The sequence below is a fragment of the Modicisalibacter sp. MOD 31.J genome (genome assembly GCF_020147985.1).
Classification (GTDB): Bacteria; Pseudomonadota; Gammaproteobacteria; order Pseudomonadales; family Halomonadaceae; genus Modicisalibacter; species Modicisalibacter coralii.
In genome coordinates this window covers 103,559-119,046 of record NZ_JAGXFF010000001.1, presented here as the reverse complement: position 1 = coordinate 119,046, position 15,488 = coordinate 103,559, and the positions used below count along the sequence as shown (strand labels likewise).

Below are 15,488 nucleotides of genomic sequence, written 5' to 3'. Positions count from 1 at the left end.
GCCTCAGGAACCTTCATGTCTTCGTCCGATACCGACGTGTCCACGCCCGCCCATTCGCCGACCCTCGAGCTGGCCATCGCGCTGATGCGCCGCGCCTCGGTGACCCCCGACGACGCCGGCTGTCAGGACCTGATGATCGCGCGCCTCGAGCGGCTGGGCTTTCGCATCCAGCGGCTGCCGTTCGGCGACGTCGAGAACTTCTGGGCGGTGCGCGGCCACCACGGCCCCGTGCTGGCCTTCGCCGGACACACCGACGTGGTGCCCAGCGGCCCCTCGTCGCAATGGCAGACCCCGCCGTTCGAGCCCTGCATCAACGATGACGGCGAGTTGTGCGGCCGCGGCGCCGCCGACATGAAGGGCAGCCTGGCGGCGATGGTCACCGCCGTGGAACGCTTCGTCGCCGCCCACCCCGAGCATCCCGGGCGGCTGGCCTTCCTGATCACTTCCGACGAGGAAGGCCCGGCGGTCGACGGCACCCGCGCGGTGGTCGAGCACCTGCTCGAGACCCACGAGCGTCTCGACTACTGCATCGTCGGCGAACCCTCCTCCAGCGAGCGGCTCGGCGACACCCTCAAGAACGGCCGGCGCGGCTCGCTGGGCGGCGTGCTGCACGTCCACGGCGTGCAGGGCCATGTCGCCTATCCGCACATGGCGCGCAACCCGATCCACGAGGCGGCGCCGGCGCTCGACGCCCTGTGCCGCGAGCACTGGGACGACGGCAACACCTTCTTCCCGGCGACCAGTTTCCAGATCTCCAACGTGCGCGCCGGCACCGGGGCGACCAACGTGATTCCCGGCGAGCTGGAAGTGGTGTTCAACTTCCGCTACTCGACCGAGGTCACCCACGAGGCACTGCGCCAGCGCACCGAGGCGCTCCTCGATGCCCACGGCCTCGACTACCGGCTAGACTGGACGCTCAACGGCGAGCCCTTCCTCACCGACCGGGGGGAACTGATCGACGCCACCGTGGCCGGCGTCGAGGCCGTCACCGGCCGCCCGCCCGAGCTGTCCACCGCCGGCGGTACCTCGGACGGCCGCTTCATCGCACGGCTGGGCTGTCAGGTGGTCGAACTGGGTCCGCTCAACGCCACCATCCACAAGGTCGACGAGCGGGTCCGGGCGGCGGATCTCGACGATCTGAGCCGCATCTACGAAGCGATCGTCACCCGCCTGCTCACCTGAGGTTGCCATGGAACGTTATCCCGACATCGAGATCTACCTGGCCGAGGCGGACATCACCGCCCTCGACGAGTGGCTGGGCAGTCGCCTCGACGCGCCGCCGCTCCAGCGCCGTGGCAAGCGTCAATGGCGCAGCGACGGCCATTGCCAGGCACGCACGATCCCCGTCATGCTGGTCGAGAACGCCGCCGACGGCTACGCCAGTCTGTGGTTCGACAGTGACGCCACCCCCTGGCCGCGCGACATCGATTGCGCCCGCGACGCCGCCCGGGCGCTGGGCTGCGAGGTACGTTGCTCGCTGGGCGGCTGGCAGCCGGGCGACGATCCGGACCGCTTCTGGCAGGTCCGCGCCGACGGCCAGGAAGGCGCCATCACCTGGCCGGACTCGGGCCAGTAATTCAGACTGCCAGTCGAGCCTTCACACGCCACTCAGGGACGATCGATCATGGCGGAATCCAAACCGGTCATCTATGCCGCAATGGGCGGCAATCTGCTGATCGCGGTCACCAAGTTCGTGGCCGCGGCCTTCACCGGCAGTTCGGCGATGCTCTCCGAGGGCATCCATTCGGTGGTCGACACCGGCAACCAGGTCCTGCTGCTGCTGGGTCTGAAACGCGCCAGCCGACCGCCCAGCGAGCAGTTCCCCTTCGGCCACGGCAAGGAGGTCTACTTCTGGAGCTTCGTGGTCGCGCTGCTGATCTTCGCGGTGGGCGCCGGGGTCTCGCTGTACGAAGGCATACGCCACGTGCTCCATCCCAAGCCGATGGAGTCGCCGCTGATCAACTACATCGTGCTGGGGTTGGGGATCCTCTTCGAGGGGGCCTCCTGGGCCTTCGCCCTCAACGAGTTCCGCAAGACCAAGGGCAAGTGGAGCTACGTCCAGGCGGTACGCCGCGGCAAGGATCCGGCGATGTTCGTGGTGGTGTTCGAGGATTCCGCCGCCCTGCTCGGCCTGCTCGCCGCCCTGGCGGGCGTGTGGCTCAGCGAGTGGACGGGCAACCCGGTCTTCGACGGCATCGCCTCGATCGTCATCGGCCTGATTCTCGGTGGCACGGCGATCTGGCTGGCGGTCGAGACCAAGGGGCTGCTGATCGGCGAGAGCGCCAATCGCTCGGTCGTCGAGGCGATTCGCCGGCTCGCCGGCGAGGCCGACGGCGTCGAGGCGGTCAACGAGGTGCTGACCATGCACATGGGGCCGGACTTCATCCTTGCCACGATCAGCATTCGCTTCGCCCGCGGCACGCCCGCCGAACGCATCGAAGGCTCCATCGCCGAGCTCGATCGCCGCATCAAGGCCGAGGTCGACACCGTCAAGCGGGTGTTCGTCGAGGCCGAGGCCCGGGCCGGTGTGGACGAACGCCCCGACCATGGCGACAGCCAGTGAACCGGCGCCCAACGACATCGCCCCGGCCGAGGCCGGGGCGATGGGGTCGATACGGGGCGATGCCCGGCGTCAGGTGATCACGGTGACGTCGTCGGCCTGGAGCCCGCGCTCGTTCTTGACGACGTGATAGCGCACCTTCTGGCCTTCGGCGAGGGTGCGGTGCCCCTTGCCGCGGATGGCCCGGAAGTGCACGAAGACGTCCTCGCCGTTGTCGCGGGTGATGAAGCCATACCCCTTGTTGACGTTGAACCACTTGACCTCGCCCGTTTCACGGTCGTCGTTCTCGATCTCCGCCAGGTTGGCCAGTTGCGGGGTGAGAATGTTAACGGCGATCGTGGCGACCAGCAGGATCACGAAGACGGCGACCGAACTGGCCACGTAGACGCGCTCGATGCCATCGAGTGCCAGCGCCTCTTCGAGGGCACCGGTCAGGGCGCCATCGGCCAGCGAGGCAAACAGGGCAATCAACAGCGGAGCGGGGGCGGCAAGCAGGAGACTGATGAGACTACAACGTAGCAATACCTTTCGATTCATGGACCTCGGATTCTCTTGTTGTAACCGGAAACGGCCCGCGCACGACGGCGACGGGCGATATCACACACATTCAAGGTGTCGCGATGAACGGCAACACACAGGGCAGCGATTCTAGCATGATCGAAAATGACGCGCTTACCCGCCTGGAAGCCAGGCTCGAGGGCATCGAGAGCCGCCTGGCCCATCAGGAAGACTGGCTGGATACGCTCGACCGGGCGGTGGCCGGTCAGGAGCGTCGGCTGGCCCAGCTCGAGCGGGTCAACGACCTGATGCAGCAACGCCTGCGCGAACAGCATCAGGCCCTGCAGGCCCTGGATTCCGGTCCCGAGGCAGCAGACGAGCGTCCGCCGCACTACTGAGCAGCTCCGGAAAGCGCGAGCCTCGAACCACGAAAACGCCGACGGCGCCCACGAGGGGCGCCGTTGCGATGATCTAGCGGCGTGACCGACGGCCCCTCAGGGCAGATCGTCGAGGTAGCGCTCGGCATCCAGCGCGGCCATGCAGCCGCTGCCCGCCGAGGTGATCGCCTGACGATAGACGTGGTCCATGACGTCGCCGGCGGCGAACACGCCTGGCACGCTGGTCGCGGTGGCGTTGCCCTCGAGCCCCGAGCGCACCTTGATGTAACCGTCGGCCATGTCCAGCTGCCCTGAGAAGATGCCGGTGTTGGGCGTGTGACCGATGGCGATGAACACCCCCGGAGCCTTGAGTTCGCGGGTGCCGTCGTCCTGGGTGGAGCGCAACCGCACGCCGGTGACGCCGGTGTCGTCACCGAGCACCTCGTCGAGGGTCTGGTTCCACTCGACGCGGATGTTGCCGTTGTCGACCTTCTCGAACAGCTTGTCCTGGAGGATCTTCTCGGCGCGCAGGCTGTCGCGGCGATGCACCAGGGTCACCGAGGAGGCGATGTTGGACAGGTACAGCGCCTCTTCCACGGCGGTATTGCCGCCGCCGACCACCACCACGTCCTGATTGCGATAGAAGAAGCCGTCGCAGGTCGCGCAGGCCGACACGCCCTGGCCCATGAACCGCTGCTCGGAAGCCAGGCCCAGGTAGCGCGCGCTGGCCCCGGTGGCGATGATCAGCGCATCGCAGGTGTAGATGCCGTTGCTGCCCTTGAGCGTGAACGGGCGGTTGCGCAACTCGACCTCGTCGATGTGGTCGAACACCACCTCGGTGTCGAAACGCTCGGCGTGGCGACGCATGCGCTCCATAAGCTCGGGGCCCTGCACACCGGTATCGTCGCCCGGCCAGTTGTCGACGTCGGTGGTGGTGGTCAGCTGACCGCCCGCCTCCATGCCGGTGATCAGCAGCGGCTCGAGGTTGGCACGTGCCGCATAGACGGCGGCGGTATAGCCCGCCGGGCCGGACCCCAGGATGATCAGTCGCTGATGACGCGCTTCGCTCATGAAAAAAGTCCTCTCCCGCAAGGGCGCCGTCGGAGACGACACCAGCCGTTGAAGTGTCGGGGTGGGCTGTGATCTGGACTCGACACCGGTCACCCCGTCGAATGCAGATCGCAGTCTACCGCGTTTTGTCCGTCCCGGACGACGAAGGGCGGCCCGCAGGCCGCCCCGTGACGTCGCGCAGGCTTTACAGCTCCGTGGAGTGCGCGCCGAGGTACTTGGCGACGCCTTCCGCGGTGTCCTTCATGCCTTCCTGGCCTTCGTCCCACCCGGCCGGGCAGACTTCGCCGTGCTGCTGGTGATGCTTGAGCGCCTTGACCATGCGCAGCATCTCGTCGACGTTGCGACCCAGCGGCAGGTTGTTGACGGTCTGGTGCTGAACGACACCGTCCTCGTCGATCAGGAAGGAGGCGCGCAGCGCGACGCCCGCTTCCGGATGCTCGATGCCGTAGGCCTGCACGATCTCGTGCTTGACGTCGGCGACCACCGGGAAGCCGACTTCACCGATACCACCGGCGTCCGGCGAGGTCTTGCGCCAGGCGTAGTGGGTGAACTGGGAATCGATGGAGGCACCGATGACTTCCACACCCAGTTCCTTGAACTGCGCCAGGCGGTTGTCGTGGGCGATGATCTCGGACGGGCAGACGAAGGTGAAGTCCAGCGGCCAGAAGAACAGCACGCGCAGCTTGCCGTTGCTGTCGGAGAGCTTGAAGTCTTCGACGATGGAACCGTCGCCGAGTACCGCTGCCGCTTCGAAATCCGGTGCCTGACGTCCAACCAGTACGCTCATGTAACGCTCCTTGGAATGATGGGTAAGGGATCGTTGCGAGGAAAAATTTCAGTGACAGACTAAGGTTGCCCCTCGATTCTGCCAATTTGATAAGCCCAATGACCGGCATAGGGCCTGGCTATCGCGACGTATTCATGACAGCCCGCGAAGACGAACGATCGCTAGACGATGTCGTCGTCGCGGGCCACCGTCACCTGTTCGATCTCGTCCGCCAGGACGGACACCTCGACGCCGACCTGCATCGGTGCGCAACAGCGCGGGCAATCCTCCCAGGTGACGTGACTGCCCTGGCTTGCGTCGACCAGCAGATCGAAGGCGGCCCCGCAGTAGGGGCAGTGAGTCGGATAGGAGACCAGCATTTCTTCGTTCATGACCGACTCCGCGACCGGCCCGGCGACTGTTCACGATGTGGGGCCCGCCGGACGGGCTTTCAAGGGGCGCAGGACACACGATCACAGCGTAGCCGAATTTCCCGGCCGCGGCCCGCGCGGCCATTCGACATGGCCGCCGGTTGAATTCACCGCCTATCATGTCCATGTCACAGGGCGTGATTACAATGGAAGTGTCGACAATCACCACCCTTGGCGTAGTATCGTAGCCAGTCCGGGAACCTGACGCTCGGGCAGCCAATGAAGACGGCCGCCGACAACCGACGAGAACGTCCGCCGCACCGCCCGAGCCACGCCCATGCAAGGCATAAGGAGGAGTCCATGAGCGCTGACGAAACGCCGAAGACCCTGAGTACCCTCGAGGCCGGGGGCACCACCTATCACTACTACAGCCTGCCCGAGGCGGCCAGGGCACTGGGCGACGTGACGCGCCTGCCCTTCACGCTCAAGGTGCTGCTCGAGAACCAGTTGCGCTTCGCCGACGACGAGAGCGTCTCGCGCGAGGACATGCAGGCGCTGGTGGACTGGCAGAAGGAGGCCCGTTCGACCCGCGAGATCGGCTACCGCCCGGCGCGCGTGCTGATGCAGGACTTCACCGGCGTGCCCGGGGTGGTCGATCTGGCCTCGATGCGCGACGCCGTGGCCAAGCTCGGCGAGGATCCGGCCCGTATCAATCCGCTGTCGCCGGTCGATCTGGTCATCGACCACTCGGTGATGGTCGACCACTTCGGCGACCCCTCGGCGTTCAAGGACAACGTCGCCATCGAGATGGAGCGCAACCGCGAGCGCTACGAGTTCCTGCGCTGGGGGCAACAGGCCTTCGACAACTTCCGCGTGGTACCGCCGGGCACCGGCATCTGCCACCAGGTCAACCTCGAGTACCTGGGCAAGGCGGTCTGGACCAAGGAGGAAGACGGCAAGACCTTCGCCTACCCCGACACCCTGGTGGGCACCGACTCGCACACCACCATGATCAACGGCCTGGGCGTGCTCGGCTGGGGCGTCGGCGGCATCGAGGCCGAGGCGGCGATGCTCGGCCAGCCGGTGTCGATGCTGATTCCCGAGGTGATCGGCTTCAAGATCACCGGCAAGCTGCGCGAGGGCATCACCGCCACCGACCTGGTGCTGACGGTGACCCAGATGCTCCGCCAGAAAGGCGTGGTCGGCAAGTTCGTCGAGTTCTACGGCGACGGCCTCAAGGACATGCCGGTCGCCGACCGCGCCACGATCGCCAACATGGCCCCCGAATACGGCGCCACCTGCGGCTTCTTCCCGGTCGACGAACAGACCCTGGACTACATGCGCCTCACCGGCCGTGACGAGGCGCAGATCGCACTGGTCGAAGCCTATGCCAAGGCCCAGGGCATGTGGCGCGAGCCGGGCCACGAGCCGGTCTACACCGATACCCTCGAACTCGACATGGGTGACGTCGAGGCCAGCCTGGCCGGGCCCAAGCGTCCGCAGGACCGCGTCGCGCTGACCGACATGAAGGCCACCTTCGAGAAGCTGATGAACGGCGACGCGCCGGACGCGCCTCCCGAGGAGCAGGGCAAGTGGCAGTCCGAAGGCGGCCACGCGGTGGACGACGTCGAGCTCCACGATCGCCACCGTCACTTCGAGCACAGCGACAGCCAGGACGTCGAGTTCGACGGCGAGTCCTTCAAGCTCAATCCGGGGGCCGTGGTGATCGCCGCCATCACCTCCTGCACCAATACCTCCAACCCCAGCGTGATGCTCGCCGCCGGCCTGCTGGCGCGCAATGCAGTGGCCAAGGGCCTGTCCACCAAGCCCTGGGTCAAGACCTCGCTGGCGCCGGGCTCCAAGGTGGTGACCGACTACCTGGCGGCCGGCAACGTGCAGGACGACCTCAACGAACTCGGCTTCAACCTGGTGGGTTACGGCTGCACCACCTGTATCGGCAACTCCGGGCCGCTGCCCGAGCCGATCGAGAAGGCGGTCAACGACGGCGACCTCACCGTGGCCTCGGTGCTCTCCGGCAACCGCAACTTCGAGGGTCGCGTGCATCCGCTGGTCAAGACCAACTGGCTGGCCTCGCCGCCCCTGGTGGTGGCCTACGCCCTGGCCGGCAACGTGCGCCTCGATCTTTCCAAGGAGCCGCTGGGCACCGGCAAGGACGGCAAGCCGGTCTATCTCAAGGACATCTGGCCGTCGCAGGACGAGATCGCCAAGGCGGTCGAGCAGGTGCGCACCGACATGTTCCGCAAGGAATACGCCGAGGTGTTCGACGGCGACGAGACCTGGCGCTCCATCGACGTGCCCGAGAGCAAGGTCTACGAGTGGTCGAAGGACTCCACCTACATCCAGCATCCGCCGTTCTTCGAGGGCATGGGCAAGGAGCCCGAGCCGGTCGAGGACGTCAAGAATGCCCGGGTGCTGGCGATGCTCGGCGACTCGGTGACCACCGACCACATCTCGCCGGCCGGCGCGATCAAGCCCGACAGCCCCGCCGGACGCTACCTCCAGGAGCATGGCGTCGCGGTGAAGGACTTCAACTCCTACGGCTCGCGGCGCGGCAACCACGAGGTGATGATGCGCGGCACCTTCGCCAACGTGCGCATCCGTAACGAGATGCTCGACGATGTCGAGGGCGGCTATACCCGCCACGTGCCCTCCGGCGAGCAGATGGCGATCTACGACGCGGCGATGAAGTACGTCGAGGACGACACCCCGCTGGTGGTGGTCGCCGGCAAGGAGTACGGCACCGGCTCGTCACGCGACTGGGCCGCCAAGGGCACCCGGCTGCTGGGCGTGCGCGCGGTGATCGCCGAGTCCTACGAGCGCATCCACCGCTCCAACCTGATCGGCATGGGCGTGCTGCCGCTGCAGTTCCCCGAGGGCGAGGATCGCAAGTCGCTGGGACTCACCGGCGACGAGACCTTCTCCATCGAGGGGCTCGGCGACCTCGAGCCGGGCGGCAGCGTCAAGGTGACCATTGCCTCCGACAAGGGCGAGAAGACCCTCGACGCCAAGTGCCGCATCGATACCGCCAACGAGATGGAATACTACCGTCACGGCGGCATCCTGCACTTCGTGCTGCGCAACATGCTTCAGTGAGCCAAGGCCGGGGCACGCCCCGGCCGACACTCGCCCCCAACGCAAACGCCCTGCCTCGCTGGCAGGGCGTTTTCACGTCATGGCATGACCCGCTTTTTGGATAAAGCGCTCAGAACGCACGACGACGGTAGCGGCGATAGCGCGGATACCAGAAGTTGCGCTCGATCGCCTCCCACAACACCTCGTCGGAAGACGACAGCGCCACGCCCTCCTTCTGGGCCTGCTTGGCGACGTCGAAGGCGATCGACTTGCTGATCTCGCGGATGTCCCTGAGAGCGGGCAGCAGCGCCCCTTCGCCCTGCTGGACGATCGGCGCCCCGTCGGCCAGGGCGTTGGAGGCCGCCATCAGCATGCCGTCGGTGACCCGCGAGGCGTTGGCGGCGACCACGCCCAGCCCCACCCCCGGGAAGATGTAGGCGTTGTTGCACTGCGCGATGGCTACCTCGCGATCGCCGATGGTCACCGGCGGGAAGGGGCTGCCGGTGGAGACCAGCGCCTGACCGTCGGTCCATTCGAGGATGTCCTGCGGCGTCGCCTCGACCCGTGAGGTGGGGTTGGAGAGCGGCATCACCACGGGGTTGGGGCAATTCTCGTGGAGCGTGCGGATGATCGCCTCGCTGAACAGGCCCTTCTGCCCCGAGACACCGATCAGGATCGTCGGCCGGGCATTCTTGATCACGTCCATCAACTGCCGATCGGGCCAGTCTTCGAGTTCGGCGGGATCGTGGGCGAGGCGCTGCTGGAAGTCGTAGAGCCCCTCCATGTCCGTGGTCAGCAGGCCGTTGCGGTCGACCATGTAGACCCGCCGCCGGGCCTCGGCCTCGTCGAGCCCTTCGGCCTGCATGGCGACGATGATCTGCTCGGCGATGCCACAGCCCGCCGAGCCGGCGCCGACGAAGGCCACGCGCTGGTCGCCGAGCCTGGCGGAGCGCGACTTGCAGGCCGCCAGCAGCGTGCCCACGCACACCGCGGCAGTGCCCTGGATATCGTCGTTGAAGCAGCACAGCTCGTCACGATAGCGCTCGAGCAGCGGCATGGCGTTGGTCTGGGCGAAGTCCTCGAACTGCACCAGGGCGTTCGGCCAGCGCCGCTTGACCGCCTCCATGAACATCGCGATGAAGTCGTCGTACTCCTCGCCGGTGACGCGTTCGTGGCGCCAGCCCATGTACATCGGGTCGTCGAGCAGTTGCTGGTTGTTGGTCCCCACGTCGAGCATGATCGGCAGGGTGTAGGCCGGGCTGATGCCGCCGCAGGCGGTATACAGCGACAGCTTGCCGATGGGGATGCCCATGCCGCCGATGCCCTGGTCACCGAGTCCCAGGATACGCTCGCCGTCGGTGACCACGATCACCTTGACCCGGTCCTTGGTGGCACTGCGCAGGATATCGTCCATGTGCTCGCGATCGGGATAGGCGACGAAGATCCCGCGATGGTTGCGATAGATGTTGGAGAACTCTTCACACGCCTCGCCCACGGTCGGCGTATAGATGATCGGCAGCATCTCCTCGAGGTGCTCCTCGAGCAGGCGGAAGAACAGCGTCTCGTTGTCGTCCTGGATCGCGCGCAGGTAGATGTGCTTGTCGAGATCGGTGTTGCACAGCCGATACTGGCGGTAGGCACGCTCCGCCTGCTCCTCGATGGTCTCGACGTTCTGCGGCAGCAGCCCGATCAGGTTGAAATCGATACGCTCTTTCAGGGTGAAGGCGCTGCCCTTGTTGAGCAGCGGCATTTCCAGCAGGGAGGGGCCGGCGTAGGGCGTATAGAGGGGGCGCTTGGATTCGCTCATGTCTCGACTCGAGGTTGGTGAAGGAAGGGCTGCCCCGTCTGCGGTGACGTTCGTTGCAAACTCACACGGGACGAGCACCGGGCCTGACGGTAAAGATAACACGCACGAGCCGACCGGGCCGCCCCGAAGGCCCGACCGGCGCTCGATGCCGCCAGCGAGCCGGCTTCCTTCGCCCGTCTCGACGAGGCCACGGCGCCGGCTCCTGACGAGTGATAGGCTGGGGGATGGCTATGCAACCACCCGCTCATCCGCGCCAAGGCCGGCGAATCAGGCCCGCGCAACGACACCCGAGAAAAGGAGTACGAGGCCATGCACTGGACGACGGCATCCGCCCCCCGGGCCATGAGCCCTGCTGACGGCGACGATACCGGTGGCGGCGACACGCCGCCGCCGCTGATCGAGCGCGAGCGGCTGTTCGGCAATCCCGCGCGGATCCAGGGGCGCTTGAGCCCGGACGGCCAGTGGCTGGCGTGGATCGCTCCCCGCGAGGGCGTGCTCAACCTGTGGGTCGCCCCCGTCGACGATCCGGCGCAGGCCCGGCCACTCACCGACGAACGCACGCGCCCCATCCTGCGCTACTTCTGGTCGCCGGACAGCCGGCAACTGCTCTACGTCAACGACACCGGCGGCGACGAGAACTTCCGGCTGTTCGGCGTGACGGTCGATGGCGGCGCGGAACGCCTGCTGACGCCGTTCGAGGGCATCCAGGTCCAGGTCATCGCCATCAGCCGTGAGGTGACCGGCCATATCCTGGTCGGCCTCAACCGCCGCGACCCGCGCTGGCACGATGTCTACCGACTCGATCTGGCGAGCGGCGGGCTCGAGCGGATACTGGAGAACGACGGCTACGCGGGCTTCATCGCCGACGAACGTCTGGCGCTGCGCCTGGCGATCAAGCCCCGCGAGGACGGTGGTCTGAGCTATCACCGCGTCACCCGGGAGGGCATCGAGACCACCCCCTTCGCCGACATCGGCTTCGAGGACAGCGCCAACACCGGCCCGGTCGGCTTCACCCGCGATGGCGAGACCCTCTACTGGATCGACGGCCGGGGTCGCGACACCGCAGCGCTGACCGCCCAGGACTGGGCCAGCGGCGAGATCCGGCTGCTCGCCCATTCGCCCAGGGCCGACATCACCGACCTGCTGCGCGATCCGCACAGCGGCAAGGTCCAGGCCTGGGCGGTGGACTACCTGCGCAACGCCTGGCACGCCCTGGACGATGCCATCGCCGACGATCTTGCCTTTCTCGACCGCGAACTCAAGGGCGACATCGACGTCACTTCGCGCACCGACGACGATCGCCTGTGGACGGTGACCAACGATCCGGTCACCGCGCCACCCGCCGCCTGGCTCTACGATCGCGAGAAACGCCGGCTGACCCGCCTCTACGTCGGCCGCCCGGAACTCGAGGGCGTCGAGCTCGCCGGCATGACCCCGCTGGAGATCACCGCCCGCGACGGCAAGACGCTGGTCTCCTATCTCACCCTGCCCCGCGGCAGCGATGCCGAGGGCTTCAGCAAGCCCGCCTCGCCCCTGCCCATGGTGCTGCTGGTCCACGGCGGACCCTGGGCCCGCGACAGCTACGGCAGCGAGACCTTCCACCACTGGTTGGCCAACCGCGGCTATGCCGTGCTGTCGGTCAACTATCGCGGCTCGACCGGCTTCGGCAAGGCGTTCATCAGCGCCGGTGACGGTGAATGGGCGGCGGCGATGCACGACGACCTGCTCGACGCCGTCGACTGGGCGGTCGACGCCGGCGTCGCCGATCCCGAGCGCGTCGCCATCATGGGCGGCTCCTATGGCGGTTACGCCGCGCTGGTGGGGCTGACGTTCACCCCCGAGCGCTTCGCCTGCGGCGTGGACATCGTCGGCCCCTCCAACCTGCAGACCCTGCTGGCGAGCATGCCGGCCTACTGGGAGGCCGGCAAACGCCAGCTCTACCGGCGCATGGCCGACCCCGAGACCGAGGCCGGCCGCGCCTGGCTCGAGGCCCGGTCGCCGCTGTCCCGTGCCGACGCCATCCGCCGGCCGCTGCTGATCGGTCAGGGCGCCAACGACCCGCGGGTCAAGCAGGCGGAGAGCGACCAGGTCGTCGCGGCGATGGAGGCCAACGGCATCCCGGTCACCTACGTGCTGTTCCCCGACGAGGGCCACGGCTTCGCTCGGCCGGTCAACGCCATCGCCTTCAACGCCGTGGTCGAGGCCTTCCTCCAGGGGTGCCTGGGCGGCCGTGCCGAGCCGATCGGCGAGGCCCTGGCCCCCTCCTCGATCGAGGTGCCCCAGGGCGCCGAGTTCGCCCCGGAACTGGCCGAGGCGCTGGGGGCGCGCGGCGCCTCCTGACCCCCGGAAACGCCGACGCCCGGCCAGAGCCGGGCGTCGGGGAAAGCTTGGGAAGCGCCGATCAGACGAAACGCCCCAGCCCCGCCGCGTGACGCAGCTTGTCCATCAGCGGCGCGGCTTCGGCGCGGGCCCGTTCGGCCCCCTTCTTGAGCACGTCCTCGATGTGGCCGGGATCCTCCATCAAGGCCTGGTAGCGCTCGCGCGGCTCGCGCAACTGGGCATTGAGGTACTCGAACAGCTCGTTCTTGGCGTCACCCCAGCCGATCCCCTCGGCGTAGCGCTGACGCATCGCCGCGCTCTCCTCGGCGCTGGCGAAGGCCGCATAGATCTGGAACAGCGTGCTGTCGTCGGGGTCCTTGGGCTCGCCCGGCTCCAGGGAGTTGGTCTTGATCTTGCGCACCAGCTTGAGCAGCTTCTTCTCGGAGACGAACAACGGGATGGTGTTGTTGTAGCTCTTGGACATCTTGCGCCCGTCGAGCCCGCCGAGCACCTCGACCTTCTCGTCCACCGCCGCCTCGGGCAGCGTGAAGTACTGGCCCTTGTAGAGATGATTGAAACGCCCGGCCATGTCGCGGGCCATCTCGATGTGCTGGATCTGGTCGCGCCCCACCGGGACCTTGTTGGCGTTGAACATCAGGATGTCGGCGGCCATCAGTACCGGATAGCCGAACAGCCCCATGGTCACGCCGCGGTCGGGATCGGCGACCCCGGCCTCCTCGTTTTCCGCGACCGCCGCCTTATAGGCATGCGCGCGGTTCATCAGGCCCTTGGCGCAGACGCAGGAGAGCATCCAGGTCAGTTCGGGGATCTCGGGGATGTCCGACTGGCGATAGAAGATCGCATTGTCGGTGTCCAGCCCCAGCGCCAGCCAGGTGGCGGCGATCTCCAGGCGCGACTGCTGGATGCGCTTGGGATCCTGGCACTTGATCAGCGCGTGCAGGTCGGCGAGGAAGTAGAAGGACTGGACGTCGGGATTCTGGCTCTCGGCGATAGCCGGCTTGATGGCGCCGACGTAGTTGCCGAGATGAGGGGTACCGGTGGTGGTGATACCGGTGAGAACGCGGGTCTTTTCCATGGGATAGGCGAATCGCTCAGTGCAAATGCGCCCAGTGTACAACGCCGCCGCCGGGCAAGGCGACTCGCCCACTGACGCCCCGGGGCCAGAGCGCGGCCCGCGGGGCGGGGCGTCGCTGACGGGCTCCCTCGCGGCCCCGTCAGCGGCAGCCCTGCCAGGCGGCAGTCGCCGTCCGGCGTATTACTGGCCCAGCAGGCTGGCCGGGTCGACGCTCTCGAGGCCGAAGGCCTCGGCCACCGCCCGATAGGTCAGCTTGCCGTCGTGGACGTTGAGCCCGGGCAGGAAGTGCGGGTCGTCGGCCAGCGCCTGCTTCCAGCCCTTGTCGGCCAGGGCGATGACGAATGGCATGGTGGCGTTGGTCAGCGCCTGGGTCGAGGTGCGTGCCACCGCGCCGGGCATGTTGGCCACGCAGTAGTGCACCACGCCATCGACCACGTAGGTGGGCTCGGCGTGGGTGGTCGCCTTGCTGGTCTCGAAACAGCCACCCTGGTCGATGGCGACATCGACCAGCACGCTGCCGGGCTGCATGTCGGCGAGCTGCTTGCGGGTGATCAGCTTGGGCGCCGCGGCACCCGGCACCAGCACCGCGCCGATGATCAGGTCCGACTCGCGGATCGCCGCCTCGAGCGCATCGGCGGTGGAGTAGACGGTGTGCAGCCGCCCCTGATAGCGATGATCGAGCGCCTCGAGCCGCGTCAGCGACTTGTCGAGCACGGTGACCTCGGCCCCCAGGCCCAGCGCCATGCGCGCGGCGTTCTCGCCGACCACGCCACCGCCGATCACCGTGACCTTGGCGGGCGCCACGCCCGGCACCCCCGGCAGCAGCACCCCGGAACCGCCCTGCGCCTTCTCCAGGCTGTGGGCCCCGGCCTGCACCGCCATGCGCCCGGCGACCCGGCTCATCGGCGCCAGCAGCGGCAGGCCGCCCTGGGCGTCGGTGATGGTCTCGTAAGCGATGCAGGTCGCCCCGGCGTCCAGCAGCCCCTTGGTCAGGGTCTCCTCGGCGGCCAGGTGCAGATAGGTGAACAGCGTATGGCCCGGCTTGAGGCGCGCGACCTCCTCGCTCTGCGGCTCCTTGACCTTGACGATCAGCTCGGCCGCCTCCCACAGAGCATCGACGTCGGATTCCAGTGTCGCGCCGACCGTCTCGTAGGCGCTGTCGGGAAAGCCCGAGCCCTCGCCGGCGCCGGTCTGGACCGTGACCCGATGGCCACGCTCGACCAGCTCGCGAACGCCGGTCGGGGTCAACGCGACACGATACTCGTGGTTCTTGATCTCCTTGGGAACGCCGATGCGCATGGTCTCTGTCCTCGATCGTTGATTGTCGTTGAAGGATCCAGCGGATTACAGCACGGCAACAATAAAGACGTGAACCAAGGAGATAAAAAGACCAAAAGTCTCTGTCATGCGCTTTTCAAACAAAAAGAAATACCGAAAAACCCAACCGAACAGGAAATCGAACCACCCGTGACGATGCCGTCCTTCGCCAACCGCTCGACCCCCGGGGCCTTCATCGCCACCCAGGCCCCG

The 15,488-nt window shown here is 67.2% G+C and carries 13 protein-coding genes; 6 read left to right on the top strand and 7 right to left on the bottom strand.

Annotated elements, in window-relative coordinates:
- The first annotated feature begins 15 nt into the window (after positions 1–15).
- Genes dapE through KGR00_RS00545 form a run of 3 tightly spaced genes read left to right on the top strand, consistent with a single transcriptional unit; the run spans position 16 to position 2,563 of the window.
- The gene (gene dapE / locus KGR00_RS00555; RefSeq protein WP_224418106.1) at positions 16–1,182 is read left to right on the top strand and encodes a succinyl-diaminopimelate desuccinylase; all 1,167 of its coding nucleotides are present in this window, start codon (positions 16–18) and stop codon (positions 1,180–1,182) included.
- Between the two features lie 7 nt (positions 1,183–1,189).
- The gene (locus tag KGR00_RS00550) at positions 1,190–1,576 is read left to right on the top strand and encodes a hypothetical protein (RefSeq protein ID WP_224418107.1); all 387 of its coding nucleotides are present in this window, start codon (positions 1,190–1,192) and stop codon (positions 1,574–1,576) included.
- Positions 1,577–1,624: 48 nt separating this feature from the next.
- A complete protein-coding gene (locus KGR00_RS00545) occupies positions 1,625–2,563 on the top strand; it encodes a cation diffusion facilitator family transporter (RefSeq protein WP_224418108.1) in 939 nt (312 codons plus the stop codon).
- 69 nt (positions 2,564–2,632) lie between these two features.
- Here the strand turns inward: KGR00_RS00545 and KGR00_RS22390 are convergent, their stop codons facing one another.
- Complete coding sequence (locus tag KGR00_RS22390) at positions 2,633–3,097, bottom strand: cold-shock protein (protein ID WP_129140653.1); 465 nt, start codon at positions 3,095–3,097, stop codon at positions 2,633–2,635.
- Positions 3,098–3,213: 116 nt separating this feature from the next.
- On the opposite strand from KGR00_RS22390, the gene KGR00_RS00535 reads away from it, so the two are divergent.
- Entirely contained in the window at positions 3,214–3,456 is a 243-nt protein-coding gene (locus tag KGR00_RS00535; RefSeq protein WP_224418109.1) for a SlyX family protein, read from the top strand.
- A gap of 96 nt (positions 3,457–3,552) precedes the next feature.
- Here the strand turns inward: KGR00_RS00535 and trxB are convergent, their stop codons facing one another.
- The 3 genes from trxB to KGR00_RS00520 form a co-directional block, all read right to left on the bottom strand.
- Entirely contained in the window at positions 3,553–4,506 is a 954-nt protein-coding gene (gene trxB, locus KGR00_RS00530) for a thioredoxin-disulfide reductase (RefSeq protein ID WP_129140655.1), read from the bottom strand.
- A 184-nt stretch (positions 4,507–4,690) separates the two neighbouring features.
- A complete protein-coding gene (locus KGR00_RS00525; RefSeq protein ID WP_129140656.1) occupies positions 4,691–5,293 on the bottom strand; it encodes a peroxiredoxin in 603 nt (200 codons plus the stop codon).
- A 161-nt stretch (positions 5,294–5,454) separates the two neighbouring features.
- Positions 5,455–5,664, bottom strand: a complete 210-nt coding sequence (locus KGR00_RS00520) for a CPXCG motif-containing cysteine-rich protein (RefSeq protein WP_129140657.1) — start codon at positions 5,662–5,664, stop codon at positions 5,455–5,457.
- A gap of 339 nt (positions 5,665–6,003) precedes the next feature.
- Between KGR00_RS00520 and acnA the strand changes: the two genes are divergently transcribed.
- Complete coding sequence (acnA, locus tag KGR00_RS00515; protein ID WP_129140658.1) at positions 6,004–8,757, top strand: aconitate hydratase AcnA; 2,754 nt, start codon at positions 6,004–6,006, stop codon at positions 8,755–8,757.
- Between the two features lie 109 nt (positions 8,758–8,866).
- On the opposite strand, the gene KGR00_RS00510 is transcribed toward acnA, so the two are convergent.
- A complete protein-coding gene (locus KGR00_RS00510) occupies positions 8,867–10,543 on the bottom strand; it encodes an NAD-dependent malic enzyme (protein ID WP_224418110.1) in 1,677 nt (558 codons plus the stop codon).
- 309 nt (positions 10,544–10,852) lie between these two features.
- Here KGR00_RS00510 and KGR00_RS00505 point away from each other — a divergent pair, with 309 nt between their 5' ends.
- Positions 10,853–12,883 carry a S9 family peptidase gene (locus KGR00_RS00505; RefSeq protein ID WP_224418111.1) on the top strand — a complete coding sequence of 677 codons (2,031 nt, stop codon included), beginning with the start codon at positions 10,853–10,855 and terminating at the stop codon, positions 12,881–12,883.
- A 61-nt stretch (positions 12,884–12,944) separates the two neighbouring features.
- Here KGR00_RS00505 and KGR00_RS00500 read toward each other — a convergent pair whose 3' ends face one another.
- Positions 12,945–13,958, bottom strand: a complete 1,014-nt coding sequence (locus KGR00_RS00500; protein WP_129140660.1) for a tryptophan--tRNA ligase — start codon at positions 13,956–13,958, stop codon at positions 12,945–12,947.
- A gap of 180 nt (positions 13,959–14,138) precedes the next feature.
- Positions 14,139–15,257, bottom strand: a complete 1,119-nt coding sequence (ald, locus tag KGR00_RS00495) for an alanine dehydrogenase (RefSeq protein ID WP_129140661.1) — start codon at positions 15,255–15,257, stop codon at positions 14,139–14,141.
- Positions 15,258–15,488: the final 231 nt, after the last annotated feature.